A 17266-nucleotide genomic window follows, 5' to 3' on the forward strand; every position below is an offset into this window, starting at 1 on the left:
CTGGTATAGTTGATCGTTACCATTATCTTACACGTTTTTATATCCGAGTATCAAAGTGTGAATTAAAAAAATTACAAAAGAGAATAAAATGGTTGTAAATATGTGGCAAAACACTGGCGGAGAACGTCTTATTCAGTAGAAATCATGGAGGTGACAGGATGAAGCTCGGTCTCATTTCCTTGACGCTCATGTTTTTAGTGGAGGGGACGACTCCTGCTTCGTACGAGGCTGCACAGGTACAGAAGCCCGCAAAGGTGCCAATGCTGATCCAGGTTCCTCGTCCTCCAAATCGGTAGTAGCTGTATAAAAGAAAAGCATCCCGCCCCCACAAATAAAGTGAAAACGGGATGCCTACGAAACGAGTCGCTACGTTTATTTTGCTTGAATGATACCTGCCTGCAAAAGCTCGTTTACATTCAAAGATTTTGCATAAGGCACTTCAATCTTGCCATTGTTCACGAGCTTGATGACTTCATCACGGTATGGACTGCTGAGGTCGATGCCGATGACTTCCCAGTTGTTGTCCACCTCTGGGGAAACTACCTTTTGTTCCTGAATGTATTCCACCAGATAGTCACGAATGCTGCGCGGAGATTCCCAGTCTCGGTTTGCACTTACGAGCTTGAGAGCTTTCAGTCCACTGCTGTAGCGGTAATTGTTGACTGCGAGCTTCAGCTCTTCTGTATCAGACAGAGGCTTTCCTTTGTACATGACATCAACAATACGCTCTCCGGCTGGCTTGGACAGATCAATTTTATAATCGACGCCAGCAAACATATCATACAGATATCCCGGTACATCTGGATTGAAGCTGATGGAAATATCGCCTTCCTTCCACTGGTTATAGTGGCTCGCTGACCATTCCATGTACGCTTTCAGTTCTTTGCCGGTTACTTTTACGGTATACAGGGTGTTGTCGAATTTGTAGATATCAAAGATGTTCGCGTAGGTGATATCGCCTTTTTTCAGGTTGGACGTATCTTTGAACAATGCTGCAGCGGAGACGTCTGCTCCCGTTGCTTTCAATTGTACTTTATTAATGAGATCTACAACAGCAGTGTCTCTCAGCTTGCCTTCTGGAATTCCGTTGATTTCATTTTCAGGCTGGAAGTCCGCGCTTGCTTGTCCAAAAAGACCTCCGCTTCCACCAGCCTCACCAGCGCCGCCGCCACCAGCAATGAACGAGATCGTTGCTTCATGGGCGTCTTTGATGATATCTCTGATTTTTTGATCAGGCTCGTAGCCAGTCATATCGATAACTTCTACCTTGCGATCCACGACGGATGCTTTGCCAGCTTCTTTTTTCACTGTCAGATCGAAGCGTACGATATCGCGTCCCAGGTTGCGAGGTCCACCGACGACTGTTTGTCCAACCTGATCTTTTACGATGATGTGCATATGTCCTACGAGCAGGGCATCCAGATCAGGAACCATTTCGATAATTTTGGAGGCAGCATCTGATCCGCCGTCCTCGTCAAACTCGGCAATCATTCCAGAGTGAGCACTCGCGATGAGCAAATCTACCTTTTCTACTTCGCGGAGCTCTTTGGCATATTTTTTCACGGTTTCACCCATGTGCTGGAAGGAAAGACTGTCTACCTTTTCACCATCCCAGCGTGGAACGTTCGGTGTCGTTACGCCGATGATGCCAATTTTGAGTCCATCTACATGGGCAATCGTATATGGTTTCACAAATGGCTTTCCATCCTTGGTCGTAATATTTGCGCCAAGGACAGGGAATTTCACTACTTTTTCGATGCGCTTAATCAGGTCGAGACCAAAATTGAACTCGTGATTTCCTAATGTCATCGCATCATAATTCATAGCATTCATCGCAACTGAAACTGGGTGCATTACTTCAGGTTTTTTTCGATAAATATCGTCGGTCAAAATATTACCTTGGTATGTATCGCCGTTATCGAGAAGTAGAACATGTGGATTGTTTTTCTTTACTTCATTTACATAGGTAGCGATTCGAGCCAGACCGTTGTTTGTGGTTTCCTTTCCATCCTCATACACGTATCCGTACAGGTTGCCGTGAACATCAGATGTACCAAGAATCGTGATGGTGGTTGTGTCAGGTTCTTTAGTTGCGACTGGAGTAGGTGCAACCGGTGCAGGCGCTACAGATGGCTTAGGTGCCGGGACTGGCTTTGAGGTAGCTGCTGCTTGCTGTGTCGGTGCTGGTCTCGCCGCAGGAGCTGCTGTTGCCACAGTCCCATCTGGTAATTGGAGAACTTGTCCAATACGCAGGAAGTTTACATCAGGCAGTTGATTGACCTCTTGCATGGCGGAAACAGTCGTTCCGTGATTTTTCGAAATGCGCCATAGGGTATCCCCTTTTTTCACCGTGTAGGTTTGAGCAGCTGCCATACTAGCAAAAAGCGTAGAGAATAGCAGGAAAAACGATAAGAGCAGTGTAACGTGTTTTCTTTGCCTCATGAAGTCCTCCTAAAGTGAGTCAATTTGGTTACCTTTCCCATTATAAAGAAAAATAAGAATCAAACGATATAAAGTAATAAAAATATAACGAAATATTTATATTAGAAAACCATAAAATGGAAATCAGGTGAATCATCATGAAAGTAAATTGGCTGGAGAAAATGATGCTTTGTATGATCTTGCTTTTTTTCCTTGGACTGTTTGGGTTCATAGCGATGTTCTTTTCGTTATTCTCTGAGGATACGAAGTTCTACTCCCTATATATCATCATAGTAACGGGTGTACTCGCCGTATTTATCATCTGGCGCATTTTCATACCGGTTCGTGCACGCGTTTTTAATCGCTCCCTAGCTGCCTTTTTCGTTCTCGCAGCACTGTCTGCCGGAGTCTATGAGATCAGGGAAGCGTATATTAGCAGCATTCCAACTGTCAGTGAGCAAGATTTTAATCTGGAAGAATATCGGCCTTACCGGGAGAATACCAAAGCCGTTAAGCTAGACGAGCCGTCTGTGCTCAAGCTGGAAGGCGATTTACCGAAGCTGGACGGAGCGACTGCTCTGTATCCCTTGTACGCTGCTGTTGCCCAGGCGGTTTATCCAGATAAGCAATACGATCAATTCGATAGTGAAGTAATGGCGAGTAAAACGCCAGAGGCCTACAAAAATCTGATGGAAGGCAATGTAGATATCATCTTTGTGGCTGGACCATCGGAGCAGCAGCTGGAAGAAGCGAAAAGCAAGGGAGTGGAGCTGAAGCTGACCCCAATTGGACGCGAGGCTTTCGTGTTTTTTGTCAACGCAGCAAATCCGGTCAAGGGACTGACGACGGAGCAAATCCAAAGCATTTATGGAGGCAAAATGACGAACTGGCAGGAGGTAGGCGGTCGAAATGAAGAAATTCGTGCCTTCCAGCGTCCAGAAAACAGCGGGAGCCAGACGATGCTGGAAAAGATCATGGCCTACAAAAAAATCATGACCCCGCCTCAAGATGATGTAGTAGGAGGAATGGGGGGAATTATTGAAAGAACGTCCAACTATAAAAATTACAGCAATGCGATCGGGTATTCATTCTTGTTTTTCGCTACCGAGATGGTGAACAACGGAAATATCCGACTACTTGAAATAAACGGGGTTATGCCGGAGAAGAGGACCATCGTGAATAGGGAGTATCCATTTGCGGCAGAATTTTACGCTGTGACCGCAGGCAGCAAAAATCCAAATGTTCCACATTTGATCGAGTGGATATTGTCCGAGCAGGGACAGTCTCTCGTAGAAAAGACGGGATATACACCCGTAGCTGCTACCCGATAGAAAATAATGTGGAGCAAGAAAACCAATCCGACTTGATCGGGATTGGTTTTTTTTCGAAAGCAGTCATCTCCGAGCTATTCTTAGCGCATGAGTAGTAATGGTATGCGTGCTTGCTTTACAATTAATAAAAAAAGAAGCGTACTTGTATCGGAGGTTACAGACTTGGAGTGGTTTCATGATTTTGATTGGAAAATTGCTTTTCCGGAAAAGCGAATCTATCTCATGCGGCAGCATAACTGGGCATTTGCTGCATGGGAGATAGAAAGACTGAAAGGGAATCTGCAACCAAAGTCACTGCTGATGCATGTGGATGCCCATTTGGACGATACCCCGGATGGTGTGTTCGTTCCGGGCTTGCATGAGGCGCAGAGCGTCGAGCAGCTGATTACCGTGGCACAAGGACACGACTATGCGAGCGGGCGTGTATGTCCGCCCGATTGTATGCAAATCGATAATTTTATATGGGCAGCGGTAGCAAGAGACACGATCGGAGAAACGATTTTTGTGTCTCATCAGGATGACGAGGTGCTGTCACTAGAAATGCTTCGCTATGATGCCGTTCATAAACGAAATGAAAACTGTCAAAACATCATCGCCAGACTGCCCGAAGATTGCTCGTATAAGCATCAGCGCTATATGGATGTGCCTGCTTTTTTAAACGAGTGTGACGATCAGGCGTGGAGCCCGAAGCAGACCAAGATACTCGATCTCGATCTTGATTATTTCAATTTATCCGAAGAAATTGAGCACAAGCTCATGCCAGAAGCACAGATTCGCGACGAATTACGGGCCTTGCGTAACCTTCACCAATGGGATGTGATTACCGTAGCTCTTTCTCCTGAGTATTGCGGAGGAAAAGAGGAAGCCGCTTATTTACTTGCGATATTTTTGGAGACATTCGAGCTAGACGTTGTGGCGGGACAACGCTGGTAATGCGATCTATCTTTTTTCGCTTATGGCCAGAGAGATGAAAATTACGACAAGCGCGGCAATGGAGTTCCATGTTACTTGATCACCTAAAATGAGCGTTCCGAGCAGGATACCGAATAAAGGGACCAAATAGTTGGTTAGGGATGCAAACGCGGCGTTCGTGCGCCGAATGAGCGTATTGTAGAGCATGTAGACAATTCCGGCTTGAACCACACCCAATATTACGACGTCTATCACCTGCTGCCAGCTCAAGCTGATGTGAAAGGGATCTTCAAAGAGAAAGGCAAGTGGCAGCAAAAGGACCGAGGCAACAAATAAAACATTGCGCATGGCTAAAATCGATGAAATGGGTGGCAGGTGCTTCAGTAAAATAAGAGAGAGCGCAAAGCTCATGGATGCTCCGACGAGAGCTAAATAGCCCATTATATTTCCGCTAAAAGAAAGGGAGGAAAGAGTAGGGCCAAACAGCAAGCACAAGCCTCCAAAGCCGCTGAAGATGCTGACCCATTTCCAGGGTGAAAGCTTCTCACGTGGTGTTGCTATTTTCATGAAGATCAGGGTGAAAATCGGCACTGTACCGAGCAAAATGGAAGCTGTGCTGCTATTGATGTACTGCTGCCCCCAGCCGATCAAAATAAAAGGAATAACAGCCTCAAGCAGTGCAATCCAAATAAATAAGCTCCACACTTTTCGACTAAGGCCAGCTGACCGTTTTTCTTTATTTCCATGAAACAAATGGAGAATGGCAAGGGTGACAGTGCCGAGCATGGCTTTGTACGCAGCTAGCGTAATTGGCGTAATAGAGCCGATAACCAGATCGACGAAGAAAAATTGTGAGCCCCAGATGATTCCGATACCAAGCAGGAGCAAGTAATTGATTGTATTCATAAGAGGTGTCCTCGCTTTTTAGTAGATGGGTTGAAAATGCGGCAAAGCTATTCATTATTCACAGGCGCCTTGACATCATCGTAAGTCGAGCGAGGCCGCTCTTCAATGTAGAAAAAGACTAATTGTACCGGTACAGATATAGGAAGAAGGCATCCAAACAAAAATATCCCGCTCTCACCAGTTCAAGTGAAAGCGGGATGCTTGCGTTTACTTAGCTTACAGATTTATTATCTGCTACGCTGCCATGATTGATTTGATCAGCATTTGGCTTGCGCATTTTGTAAATCGCTACCAGCAAAATAAACCATACTGGAGTGACGAATAACGCCACACGCGTGTCTTCTGCCAGTGCCAGAACGACGAGAATAAACGCGAGGAAAACAAGTATCAAATAGTTGGAGAAAGGAAACAGGGGCAGCTTGAATTTATTTACGGCTGCCAGATCCGGTCTTGTTTTCCGGTATTTCAGGTGACAGATAACCGTAATTCCCCAAATAAAAAGGAAGCAAACTGTTGATACGCTTGTGATGAGGGTAAATACGCCTTCAGGCATGACATAGTTCAATACGACAGAAATCAGGATGACAATCGTGGAAAAGAACAGTGCATTGGACGGTACTTTTCCTGCTGTCAGCTTTGTAAATGGGACAGGTGCATTTTTCTCTTTTGCCAGCGAGAAGACCATCCGGCTTGTACTGAAGATGGCGCTGTTACATGCCGAAGCTGCCGATGTGAGCACGACGAAGTTAACGATTCCAGCAGCTGCTGCGATACCAATCACCGCGAATACTTGGACAAATGGACTCTCTGTTGGAACGATGGCGCTCCATGGATAAATGCTCATGATGACGATCAATGCCCCGATGTAGAAAATCAGGATACGGATCGGGATGTTGTTGATTGCTTTCGGGATTACTTTTTCAGGGTCTTTGGTTTCACCGGCGGTCAGACCGACGAGCTCAATACCAACGAACGCAAACACGACCATCTGGAATGAGAGTAGGAAGCCGTTTATCCCATTCGGGAACATACCTCCGTGGCTCCAGAGATTGGCGAAGCTCGATGGACCTGAACTGGTAGAGAACCCTTTGATAATCATGAAGAGTCCAATCACAATTAAACCGAGAATCGCGATGACTTTGATTAATGCGAACCAGAATTCCATTTCACCAAAAAGCTTTACAGTCGCCAGGTTCATAACGAGTAACACAACGAGAGCAATTAATCCTGGCATCCACTGCGGTACTTCTGGAAACCAATACTGGGTATAGAGACCGACTGCAGTCAAGTCAGCCATGGCAATCGAGATCCAGCAAAACCAGTACGTCCAGCCGGTAACGAATGCTGCCATATTGCCCAAGTAGTCTTTGACAAAATCAACGAAAGAATGGTAGTTCAAATTCGATAGAAGCAGCTCTCCCAACGCGCGCATGATTAAAAAACAGATGATCCCGGTAATCAGGTAGGCAAATAAAATAGAGGGTCCAGCCAAATGAATGGATTTACCTGCGCCGAGAAATAATCCGGTACCAATAGCTCCACCAATTGCGATTAATTGTACGTGTCTGTTTTTCAGACCTCTTTCTAGTGTTTGTTCTTGCATATGATCCCCCACTTTCTCGTGTGTGTAAGCAGTTTGCAAGTAAGATGATTTTATATATGTTAATAATAAATATAAATCAGTGAATTGCAAATTAAATTTCCAATAAAAGTTATTTTTTTGTACAATTATTATTGGAAAAAACGCTTACAAATTTGAAAATAACGAAAATTTTGTTTAGCAAGAATGACTTTCGATTTAGCGAAATGACATAGGAAAGTACAAAAAAGGGCAGAGAAAAATAGGAGTAGTCCCATTTTCTCTGTCCTTTTACCTGAGAGTATAACTCCTTTGGTGGCCACGAAGGCTCTCTCCAGAGATGCGTCCTATTGTGGTCCTTTTACCTGAGAGATTTGCCCCTGTGTTCAGGACTTGCTCCTTCGGTGCCGAACATTACGTCCAGTCTCTCCCACAATACTCAACCGCTTATGCGTTTCATATGCGTACCTTACATATTAATGATTAGATAGACGAAAGTCAAACGAAAAATTATGAATTAAGCAACTATTTAAAATATAACTTGATAGATGCATCAGCTTTTTATGTAAAGCATAAAAAAGACAGCAGAGAGATTGAAGTCCCTGCTGCCCTTACAAATAGTACATATACGCTTGGATTATTCAGCAAAGAGAGAGACTCTCTCGAAGCCCGCATCCGAAATTCGAATTAATCCCGTATCCGAAATATGCAGGGTAGGGATGACCACGAGAGCGAGCAAGGATAGCGTCATAAAGGCGTAGTTCATCGTGCAGCCAGCTTGGACGAGGGCACGGCTGATCGCCATGGATTGCTCCACGACTGTCTCGTAAGGTTCAGTCGACATCAATCCGGCAAGACGCAGCGGCAATTGGACGATTTCGTTTCCAGAGGAGGCGACGGCAATTCCCCCTTGCATGGCGATTACGGCATTCGCTGCTTTTGCCATTTGCTCGTCGTCGTTTCCGATGACCAGGACATTGTGGCAGTCATGAGCAACTGTCATGGCGATTGCTGCGTGCTGATCGAATCCGACATTTCCCACAACGCCGATGGCAGATCCACCTGTTTTTCCGTGACGCTCAAAGATAGCCATCTTGCACAGGGTGCTCTCGGGAGTAATCGCGAGCAGTCCATTCTTTACGGGAACGTCAATGAATACTTCTTCGGTTTCGACATGGTTCTCTCGGACCATCGCTACACGCGTTTTGATCGTTCCCGATTGGTTCGGTGTCTGGATCTGGAATCGGGCAGGTGTCAGCTCAGGGGTGAGCTTGACCGAGTTGATGGCAAAATCGGGATAATCAAAAGCAGCCAGCTCTACGGTCATTGCGCCATTTTCCGCCACGACCTCACCACGAGCGATGGTCATCACGACACTTACATCCGCGATATTCCCGTCGAGCAAAATAATATCTGCGATTGTGCCAGGTGTTACCGAGCCGACATCTCGTGCTACGCCAAAGCGCTCAGCCGTATTCAGCGTCGCCATCTGGAAGGCAGTCACAGGTTTTACTCCCTGGGAGATGGCGTGTCTTACGATGAAGTTCATGTGTCCTTCTTCTTTTAAGGAATCGCAAATGCGGTCATCCGAGACAAGCATCATCCGTCTGGAATCAATCCCATGCTCCGTATGGGCTTTAATCGTAGCAGCGACATCGTGCCAAGCGGAGCCACGGCGCATTTTGGCGTACATCCCGAGGCGTACGCGATTGATCACATCTTCCTTTGTCACACATTCATGGTCGCCGGAAACGCCTGCCGCAGCATAGGCAGCCAGTCGCGGATCGTTGGACGGCCAGGTGTAATGTCCATCGACGACTTTGCCAGCCCGCAATGTTGCTTGAATTTCTCCAATCATTTTCGGATCGCCATAGACGACACCCGGGAAGTTCATGACCTCGCCAAGTGCGACCATGTCTTGCCCCCAGCTCAGTGCCTCCGCTACCTCTTCAGGTCCAAATTCTGCACCAGCCGTTTCAAAAGTGGAGTTGGTGGAGGGGACGCACGAGGCTACTTGCATGTATGCAGCCATTGGTGTCTGGCGTGCTTCATCCAGCATGATTCGCAACCCGGGGAGTCCGAGAACATTTGAAATTTCGTGTGCATCAAAAAAGCCGCCAGTCGTTCCAAGCGGAAGCACCGCATTGGCAAACTGCGTGACTGACAACATGCTGCTCTCAATATGACAGTGCCCATCCAATAGACCTGGCGCTATGTATTTTCCGTCTGCATGAATTACATGGGTGGAGTCATCAATCATTTCCTCCACATAGGGACCGACGTAAGCAATGCGGGTGCCAACGACTGCTACGCATGTGTCGGGCAATATTTCTCCTGAAACGACATTGACCAAGGTGCCATTACGGATAAAGAGTGTTGCTTTCTTTTCCCCTCTGGAAAAAGCAACGAGGTCTGGGATGCAATCTGCGAGTTGCGGTCTAGCGAATTTCGTTGCTACATCGTTCATGTTCTTCTATCCCCTCTTAAAGATCTGGTTTGCGTTATATCATATCTTACCTAGGGGATGAAACATAGTCTAGTCGATGAGAAGACTATTCCCTCACATAATGCTCTTTCAAATACTCCACAAATCGATCTACTACATTCAAGTGCAAGGAAGCCTTTCGGTAGAGCATCCATGTTTTTCGGGTGATCGCTTGCCCGTCCAAGGTGATCAGGTCCGTGCAGTACAATCCGTCCTCGGGCTTTACAAAGACGCTGGGGACAATGGCGTAGCCCAACTGATTTTTGACCATTTCTGTACAGGTTTCGTAGCTGTCTACTTTCATCGTAATGTTGGGGGGAGCGAAAAATCGTTCGTTCCACCAGCTTTCGATAGTTTGGTGTAGGGAGGAGTACGTATAGTTTTTGTATTTATGTGCTGCCTTTCGCTCGATTTTGGGGATGATTCGCGGCAATTGAGGCAGTTGATCCAACGGAATATCTTCATTGGAAATGACGCAGATTCGTTCTTCGTCAATTAGATGCTTTTGGTCAAACCACTTGTAATCTCCTCGTATAATCGCCACATGAATATCTTCGCTTAATAACAATTCGAATATTTCAGAACTCAATCCCGAGTCCACGTTAATATCAATTTTCGGATACAGATGGATAAATTCTTTCAAAAGAGGCGGAAGCTTGTAGCGGCCAAAATAACTGGTAAAGCCAATTCGTAGAGAGCCTTGCACCTCGTTTTGCATGTTGGCGAGATGATCCTTCGTTTTTCGCAGGTCGATCAACAGCTTGTTTGCGTACGTAACCAAATATTCACCTTCGGCAGTGAGCTTGATGCTTTTTCCCCGTTTGGAAATAATCGCAACCCCAAATTCTTTTTCAAGCTGAAGAATCCGATAGGTGAGTGCTGGTTGGGTAATGAAGAGACGTTCTGCTGCACGGGTCAGATTTTGCTCTTCGTAAATGTACTGTAACAATAAACAGTCACGTTCATTCATCTTGATCCCTCCCTGAAGCCAGCCTTCTATACTCTTTGTTTCGTCAGCGTCCTTCTTTTTCCTCTCGTTTCTCTGACCATGAAGAATGGTGAAAGAGTAAATACCAAAAAATTTTTTTGGAAAAAAGCAAAAAAAACTAAAATATACAGCGTGTAATTAGGGGTGTATATTTTGAATAGATAAAATTTTTAGAAATTGAACTTGTCCTGTTTTAGGTAAATCTTTCATGTTGAATGAACAAAAAGGGGGAATTGTCATGAGGTCCAGGCGTTACGCAAAGTGGGTTGGTTTGGCGAGTCTAGTAGCGGTTCTTGTATTTACCGGCTGTAGTCAGCAAGCCCAAAGCCCGAATCCAGAAGCAGCCAAGCAGCAGCCTGGTGCGACAAGCAGTCCAGAACCACAAAAGGGCGGGATCATTAAAGTTGCCTTTGATTCAGACCCGTCCACACTTGATTGGATGAGCACTTCGTCAAGTGCAACCAAGCTCGTTGCCTTCCATATGTTCGAACAGTTGTTTTCGCTGGATGAGGGCATGATGGAGAAACCGATGCTGGCAAAAGAGTTCCAACTGAGTGAAGACAGGAAGGTTTATAAAATTGTCCTCCGCGATGGGGTCAAATTCCATGATGGGTCAACGATGAGTGCGGACGATGTGGTGGCATCTTTCAACCGGTGGGGGGAAATGTCGGCAGTCGGCAAGCGATTATTTAAAAGTATGGAAGAGGTAAAAGCAGTAGATCCCCAAACAGTAGAAATCGCGTTCAAGGAGCCGTATGCGCCGCTGATTCGGAATTTGGCAGATCCCACGCAGGCGATGGTAGTCATTCCTGCCAAGATTGCAGAGTCAGCGGGGACGGCTCCGTTGAAAGGGGAACAGCTCATCGGTACAGGCCCCTATCGCTTGGATAGCTGGAAGAGGGGACAACGGATTACATTGAAACGCTTTGACGAGTATACAGCCAGAGATGAGGACTGGGGCGGTCTGAGTGGAAAAAAGGTCGCTTATGCGGATGAGGTTCGCTTTGATATGGTGCCGGATGCTCAAGTACGGATCGACGGAGTGCGCACTGGTCAGTATGACTTTGCACTAAGAATTCCACAGGACCTGTATCCACAGCTAAAAGATTCAACAGAGTTAACGACACGTGTCTCTAAGCCAGATAGCTGGATGGCTGTTATTCCAGACAAATCGGAGCCTCCTTTTGATGACATCCGCATGCGCCAAGCCATTCAATATGCGCTGGATAAGGAAAAAATTGCGATTGCAACGTACGGAAATTTTTATGAGATGGATGGTTCGATCTTTTTCCCGGATCAGCAAAGCTTGTACACCAAAGAAGGAACCGACGCTTATCTTTCCTACAACCCGGAAAAGGCCAAAGAACTGCTGAAAGAAGCGGGATACAAGGGAGAGCCTGTGAGGTTGATTGCGACAAGCAGCTACGACGACCATTTCAAGACAGCTCAAGTGGTTGCATCACAGCTCCAGGATGTAGGCTTTACGATTGATTTGCAAATTTATGAATGGGCGACGCTGCTAGAAAAGGAGAAAAATACATCCAACTTTGATTTGGAGATACAAGGATTTTCACCTAAATATGATCCGACGACCATTCCTTGGTTTTATCCTCAGTTTCCAGGCAAATATGAAAGCACCAAGATCATGGCGCTGTTAGATGAGTGGTCAAAATCAACCAATGCAGATGAACAAAAAAAGCTGCTCGGTGATTTCAACAAGACCATGTATGAAGAATTACCGGTCATCAAAATTACAAATGAAGTCGGCATGAGTGTAATCGGAGCAAAGCTGGACGGGTTTGGCGAGAGAAACAACGTAACGTTCTGGAACACGTGGCTGAAAGCGAAGTAAGAAACAAAAGGTGAGGAGGGAAGCAATTGCTACAGTATATCGGACGTCGGTTACTTGCTTTACTACCTGTATTAATTGTGGTTGGGGTCATCGTTTTTACCATTATCCATCTGACTCCCGGCGATCCTGCATCCGTCATTTTGGGAGAGTCTGCTACACAGGAAGAAGTAGACCAACTGCGGCAGGCGCTCGGCCTCGACCAACCGTTGATGTCTCAGTTCATCACTTGGATAGGTCAGGTCGCTACAGGCAATCTCGGCACGTCTGTTTTTTCGGGGGAGCCTGTCGCTCAAACGATTATAGATCGTCTCGGTCCAACGGTCAGTTTAGCCATCGTAGCCTGTATGGTGTCCCTGTGCATCGCAATTCCAACCGCTATTTTGGCTGTGTGGAAGCGTGATAGCGTACTCGATCCGGCTTTTATGTCCGTGACGCTCCTCGGTGTTTCCATTCCGAATTTTTGGCTGGCGCTTCTGTTGATCCTTTTGTTTGCGGTTGTTTTGAGGTGGTTGCCTGTTGCCGGGTATGTCCCTATCAGTGAGGGAGTGTGGTCGTGGCTAAGTCATTTGATTCTTCCAGCGGTGGTGCTGTCAGTTCAACAGGCGGGGATTATTTCCCGGATGCTTCGAGACGGTATGCTGGACATTATGCATCAAGACTACATCCGGACAGCGCGTGCGAAAGGGCTGAAAGAGCGTGTTGTGCTCATCAAGCACACCTTGAGCAATGCGATGATACCGACGACAACGGTGATTGGTGCGAGTATCGCGGGGCTTTTGGGGGGAGCAGTCGTTACAGAAACGATATTTGCTATTCCGGGAATTGGCGGACTGATCGTCGAGTCAATCGCCCGGCGGGATTATCCAGTGCTACAAGGGACTGTACTGTTTGTAGCTACGGTGTATGTGATCGTCAATCTCCTGGTTGATTTGACGTATGCCGTTCTTGATCCACGAATCAGGTATGACTAGAGCGAAAGGAGGGCCGCGGATGGAGAGTAAGCATAAAAAGGTCAAGGGACATAGTATTGGTGTACTGGCAGGTGTGGTACTGCTGCTGCTTGTCCTGATGGCGGTTTCAGCACCACTGTGGGTTAGTGCTTCCCCCGTTGAAATGGCACCCGATCAACGGCTATTGCCGCCCTCGAAAGAGCATTACTTTGGTACCGATCACTTTGGTCGCGATATTTTCAGTCGAGTCGTCTATGCAGCGCAGATTTCCCTCAGCATCGGTTTCATTGTTGCTCTTTGCACAACCATTTTGGGAACGGTTACCGGATTGGTCACGGGCTATTTTCGGAATTTAGACAATGTGTTGATGCGGATTGTGGATGGCGTCAGTGCCTTTCCGTCTATTTTGCTGGCGATTTCTTTGGTAGCTGCACTGGGTGGCAACATGCTGAATTTGATCATCGCGTTAGTGTTTGCCTTTTGGCCTTTCATGACAAGAGTGGTTCGGTCCTCCACTCTGCAGTTGTCCAAAATGCAGTATGTAGAGGCAGCGAGAGCAGCAGGAACGAATCATTTTGGTGTCTTGTTCTTCCATATCTTACCGAATGCGATGACACCCATTATTGTGCAGGCTACGTTTATCTTTGCAGAGGCCATTCTGGCAGAAGCGGCACTTAGCTTTTTAGGCTTGGGGATTGTTCCGCCTACACCGACGTGGGGGAACATGCTCGGAGAGTCGCGGATTTATTTGACGGTCTCCCCGTGGTTTTCCATTTTTCCCGGGATTGCCATTGTCATTACCGTATTATCTCTCAATCTATTTGGTGATCTATTGCGTGATTGGCTCCATCCGCATTCGAGAAGAAGGCGCAGAGCAAAAACAATTCTATCGAGTCGAGGGCAGGAATCGACTCACCGTTTGCCAATGGCCGTCAAGATATCAAAGTGGATGGAGAGGTGATACCAGTGGATTTACTCAAAGTAACGAATCTAAAAACCTACTTTCACACCCCGGACGGATTGGTAAAGGCAGTCAATGGCATCTCGTTCACATTGAACCGTGGCGAAATACTTGGAATCGTCGGAGAATCGGGCAGCGGCAAAAGCGTGATGTCCCTCTCCCTGATGCGTTTGAACCAAACACCACCCGCTTTTTATCCAGAGGGCGAAATTTTGTTTGAGGGGAAGAATCTGCTTGAAATTAGTGAAGACGAGATGAAAAAAATACGTGGCAACGACATTGCCATGATCTTTCAAGACCCGATGACGAGTCTGAATCCCGTCTTTACGATAGGGGATCAGATCATGGAAGTGATCAGGGCTCATCAAAAGGTCTCCCGACAAGAAGCGCGAGAACGAGCGATTGGAGTCCTGCGAGATGTTGGAATTGCCAATCCCGAGACAAGGATGAATGAATATCCGCATCAGTATTCAGGAGGGATGCGTCAACGGGCGATGATTGCGATGGCGCTTGCTTGCAATCCAAAGGTACTGATTGCGGATGAACCGACGACGGCTTTAGATGTAACCATACAGGCACAGATTTTGGAGCTCATGGTGAGTCTGCAGGAAAAGTATGGGACGGCCATTATTATGATTACGCATGATCTCGGTGTTGTCGCACGCCTCGCTGATTGGATTATGGTGATGTATGCCGGGAGAGTGGTGGAGGAGGGGAGTACTGACGATGTATTCTACCAGCCTGCCATGCCGTATACATGGTCCTTGTTGCGCTCGCAGCCCCGTCTGGACACGACTGAGAAGGTGAGACTGCTTCCAATAAAAGGACAGCCACCCAGCTTGATTTCGTTACCTGAAGGCTGCTCCTTTCGTCCGCGATGTCCGTTTGTGCTGGAGGATTGCTCTGTTACGGTTCCCGAGCTTGTGGAAAAGGGTACTGCACATCGTGCGGCTTGTCTTCTGGACAGGGCAGAAATGGAGCGGAATATCAACCTGGTAGAAACGGGAGGGAGGGGAGGCAATGAGTGATATCTTGCTGGAAACTCGCGATCTCAAGATGCATTTTCCGGTGTCGAAAGGGATTTTGCAGCGGAAAGTCGGCTACGTGAAAGCTGTAGATGGAGTGAATCTGCAGGTGCGGCGTGGGGAGACGCTCGGGATCGTCGGTGAATCGGGCTGCGGAAAAAGCACGTTAGCCAGACTCATGCTGCGGTTGCTGGAGCCTACTTCAGGTGAAGTATTGTTTGAGGGAGAAAATATTCTGAACTACAACCAAAAGCAGATGCTTCGATTGCGCAAAGATATGCAAATTGTTTTTCAGGACCCTTTTGCCAGTTTGAATCCGCGAATGACAGTAGGCAATATTATTGCACAACCACTAAAGACACAACGGGCAAAGACAAATTTGAAGCGTCAGGTGCAGAACCTCTTGGAGATTGTGGGATTGAATCCGGAGCACTACAATCGTTACCCGCATGAGTTTTCCGGGGGACAGCGCCAACGGATAGGGATTGCTCGGGCCATTGCGCTGAAACCAAAACTGATCATATGTGATGAGCCAGTCAGTGCATTGGATGTATCCATTCAAGCACAGGTCATCAATTTACTTGAAGATTTGCAAAAGGAATTTCAGCTTACGTATATTTTTATCGCCCATGATCTGTCTGTTGTTAAACACATATCGAATCGTGTGTCGGTGATGTATTTGGGACGAATTGTGGAAACAGCAGAATGTGCCAGACTGTACGATCATCCGCACCATCCGTATACAAATGCACTACTGTCAGCGATTCCGTTGCCAGATCCGCGACTGGAAAGGAAAAGGCAGCGCATTGTCCTAAAGGGAGATCTTCCCTCACCAAGCAATCCGCCATCAGGCTGTACGTTTCATGTCAGATGTCCACGTGCCGAGGAGCATTGTCGCAACCATATACCGACTCTCGTTCATCACGAGTTGGAATCCCATCAAGTATCATGCTTCTTTCCGCTGGTGGAGGAGCAAAGACTGGAAAACTCAATTTGAGGAGGATGACACCCTATGAGTCAATCGGCAAACCGTCTTTCATTTTATGAGCGTGGTGCTACTACCATGTTTGCATGTCAGTATGATAGTCGTTTTTCATTCTGTGCCTACATCCCCCAAAGCTATAAAGATGAAGAAGAACAGGAGTGGCCGCTGGCTGTCGTTGTTCATGGAACGGCGCGCACTGCCCAAGCCTACCGGGATGCATTTGCGGATTTAGCGGAGGCAACAGGCACGATAATTCTGGCCCCTTTGTTCCCGGCCGGGATCGTGTCGCCATGGGAAGTCAGTTCTTATAAGTACATAAAGTGGGATGACATACGCTTTGATCACATTTTACTCGCGATGATTGATCAGCTTTCCGAGAAGGTGCGCATAAAAAAAGAGCGATTCCTGCTTTTCGGCTTTTCCGGGGGCGGCCATTTTGCTCATCGCTTCTACTATTTGCATCCTGAGCGTCTTTTGGGGGTTTCGATCGGCGCACCAGGCATCATCACCTATTTGGATTCGTCCAAACCGTTTTATGTGGGCACAAAAGACTTGGAGGAGGTATTTGGAAAAAAGCTGGATCTCGAGGAAATGCGGCGCGTTTCTGTGCAGATGGTCATAGGCAGCGAAGACAATGAAACATGGGAGATTAACAATAAAGCGTCCGCTCATTGGATGGAGGGGACGGATGCATATGGGCGGACCAGGCTCGAGCGGCTCGCCGCCCTCCGGGACAATTATGAACGGGAAGGGATTGGCGTTCGCTATGATGTAGTTCCCGGTGTTGCTCACGATGGGAGCAAGGTTCTAACAGAAGTAAAAGATTTCTTTACCTATGTTCTCGCAAACTCAAAAGTAAGCGGTCGATGAT

General features: G+C 47.0%; 14 protein-coding genes and 2 riboswitches. Of the genes, 9 read left to right on the forward strand and 5 right to left on the reverse strand.

Going from position 1 to position 17266, the window contains the following annotated elements:
- The first annotated feature begins 158 nt into the window (after window positions 1–158).
- Window positions 159–296: a hypothetical protein gene (locus ADS79_RS35205; protein ID WP_161807260.1), complete on the forward strand. Its 138-nt coding sequence runs from the start codon at window positions 159–161 to the stop codon at window positions 294–296.
- A 76-nt stretch (window positions 297–372) separates the two neighbouring features.
- On the opposite strand, the gene ADS79_RS05725 is transcribed toward ADS79_RS35205, so the two are convergent.
- On the reverse strand, window positions 373–2442 hold the full coding sequence (locus tag ADS79_RS05725) for a 5'-nucleotidase C-terminal domain-containing protein (protein ID WP_141260977.1): 2070 nt from the start codon (window positions 2440–2442) through the stop codon (window positions 373–375).
- A 137-nt stretch (window positions 2443–2579) separates the two neighbouring features.
- Here ADS79_RS05725 and ADS79_RS05730 point away from each other — a divergent pair, with 137 nt between their 5' ends.
- Window positions 2580–3752 carry a PstS family phosphate ABC transporter substrate-binding protein gene (locus ADS79_RS05730; protein WP_049737451.1) on the forward strand — a complete coding sequence of 391 codons (1173 nt, stop codon included), beginning with the start codon at window positions 2580–2582 and terminating at the stop codon, window positions 3750–3752.
- Between the two features lie 162 nt (window positions 3753–3914).
- The gene (locus ADS79_RS05735; RefSeq protein ID WP_161807261.1) at window positions 3915–4685 is read left to right on the forward strand and encodes a UPF0489 family protein; all 771 of its coding nucleotides are present in this window, start codon (window positions 3915–3917) and stop codon (window positions 4683–4685) included.
- Between the two features lie 6 nt (window positions 4686–4691).
- On the opposite strand, the gene ADS79_RS05740 is transcribed toward ADS79_RS05735, so the two are convergent.
- From ADS79_RS05740 to ADS79_RS05755, 4 genes are all read right to left on the reverse strand, one after another.
- Window positions 4692–5570 (reverse strand): DMT family transporter, encoded by an 879-nt coding sequence (locus ADS79_RS05740; protein ID WP_049737453.1) that lies wholly within the window; start codon window positions 5568–5570, stop codon window positions 4692–4694.
- 211 nt (window positions 5571–5781) lie between these two features.
- Complete coding sequence (locus ADS79_RS05745) at window positions 5782–7173, reverse strand: amino acid permease (RefSeq protein ID WP_049737454.1); 1392 nt, start codon at window positions 7171–7173, stop codon at window positions 5782–5784.
- A gap of 256 nt (window positions 7174–7429) precedes the next feature.
- A riboswitch (glycine riboswitch) is annotated at window positions 7430–7490 on the reverse strand.
- Window positions 7491–7492: 2 nt separating this feature from the next.
- Window positions 7493–7592: riboswitch (glycine riboswitch) on the reverse strand.
- 194 nt (window positions 7593–7786) lie between these two features.
- Window positions 7787–9616 (reverse strand): adenine deaminase, encoded by a 1830-nt coding sequence (locus ADS79_RS05750; protein ID WP_049737455.1) that lies wholly within the window; start codon window positions 9614–9616, stop codon window positions 7787–7789.
- An 85-nt stretch (window positions 9617–9701) separates the two neighbouring features.
- Window positions 9702–10604, reverse strand: coding sequence for a LysR family transcriptional regulator (locus tag ADS79_RS05755; RefSeq protein ID WP_049737456.1), 903 nt, complete (start codon window positions 10602–10604; stop codon window positions 9702–9704).
- A 256-nt stretch (window positions 10605–10860) separates the two neighbouring features.
- On the opposite strand from ADS79_RS05755, the gene ADS79_RS05760 reads away from it, so the two are divergent.
- Genes ADS79_RS05760 through ADS79_RS05785 form a run of 6 tightly spaced genes read left to right on the forward strand, consistent with a single transcriptional unit; the run spans window position 10861 to window position 17265 of the window.
- A complete protein-coding gene (locus ADS79_RS05760; protein WP_049737457.1) occupies window positions 10861–12474 on the forward strand; it encodes an ABC transporter substrate-binding protein in 1614 nt (537 codons plus the stop codon).
- Window positions 12475–12500: 26 nt separating this feature from the next.
- Complete coding sequence (locus tag ADS79_RS05765) at window positions 12501–13445, forward strand: ABC transporter permease (protein WP_049737458.1); 945 nt, start codon at window positions 12501–12503, stop codon at window positions 13443–13445.
- A 19-nt stretch (window positions 13446–13464) separates the two neighbouring features.
- Window positions 13465–14385, forward strand: coding sequence for an ABC transporter permease (locus ADS79_RS05770; RefSeq protein ID WP_049737459.1), 921 nt, complete (start codon window positions 13465–13467; stop codon window positions 14383–14385).
- Window positions 14386–14390: 5 nt separating this feature from the next.
- Window positions 14391–15413 carry an ABC transporter ATP-binding protein gene (locus ADS79_RS05775; protein ID WP_049737460.1) on the forward strand — a complete coding sequence of 341 codons (1023 nt, stop codon included), beginning with the start codon at window positions 14391–14393 and terminating at the stop codon, window positions 15411–15413.
- A complete protein-coding gene (locus ADS79_RS05780) occupies window positions 15406–16407 on the forward strand; it encodes an ABC transporter ATP-binding protein (RefSeq protein ID WP_049737461.1) in 1002 nt (333 codons plus the stop codon). The genes ADS79_RS05775 and ADS79_RS05780 overlap by 8 nt, the downstream gene beginning before the upstream one ends.
- A 15-nt stretch (window positions 16408–16422) precedes the next feature.
- Window positions 16423–17265 (forward strand): alpha/beta hydrolase family protein, encoded by an 843-nt coding sequence (locus tag ADS79_RS05785; RefSeq protein WP_049737462.1) that lies wholly within the window; start codon window positions 16423–16425, stop codon window positions 17263–17265.
- The last annotated feature ends 1 nt before the right edge of the window (window position 17266 follow it).

Source organism: Brevibacillus reuszeri, assembly GCF_001187725.1.
GTDB classification, from domain to species: domain Bacteria; phylum Bacillota; class Bacilli; order Brevibacillales; family Brevibacillaceae; genus Brevibacillus; species Brevibacillus reuszeri.

Bases quoted from the DNA above. Each gene is read 5' to 3' on its own strand.
- ADS79_RS35205 (WP_161807260.1), top strand. From the start codon at position 159: ATGAAGCTCGGTCTCATTTCCTTGACGCTCATGTTTTTAGTGGAGGGG.
- ADS79_RS05725 (WP_141260977.1), bottom strand. From the start codon at position 2,442: ATGAGGCAAAGAAAACACGTTACACTGCTCTTATCGTTTTTCCTGCTA.
- ADS79_RS05730 (WP_049737451.1), top strand. From the start codon at position 2,580: ATGAAAGTAAATTGGCTGGAGAAAATGATGCTTTGTATGATCTTGCTT.
- ADS79_RS05740 (WP_049737453.1), bottom strand. From the start codon at position 5,570: ATGAATACAATCAATTACTTGCTCCTGCTTGGTATCGGAATCATCTGG.
- ADS79_RS05745 (WP_049737454.1), bottom strand. From the start codon at position 7,173: ATGCAAGAACAAACACTAGAAAGAGGTCTGAAAAACAGACACGTACAA.
- ADS79_RS05750 (WP_049737455.1), bottom strand. From the start codon at position 9,616: ATGAACGATGTAGCAACGAAATTCGCTAGACCGCAACTCGCAGATTGC.
- ADS79_RS05755 (WP_049737456.1), bottom strand. From the start codon at position 10,604: ATGAATGAACGTGACTGTTTATTGTTACAGTACATTTACGAAGAGCAA.
- ADS79_RS05760 (WP_049737457.1), top strand. From the start codon at position 10,861: ATGAGGTCCAGGCGTTACGCAAAGTGGGTTGGTTTGGCGAGTCTAGTA.
- ADS79_RS05770 (WP_049737459.1), top strand. From the start codon at position 13,465: ATGGAGAGTAAGCATAAAAAGGTCAAGGGACATAGTATTGGTGTACTG.
- ADS79_RS05780 (WP_049737461.1), top strand. From the start codon at position 15,406: ATGAGTGATATCTTGCTGGAAACTCGCGATCTCAAGATGCATTTTCCG.
- ADS79_RS05785 (WP_049737462.1), top strand. From the start codon at position 16,423: ATGAGTCAATCGGCAAACCGTCTTTCATTTTATGAGCGTGGTGCTACT.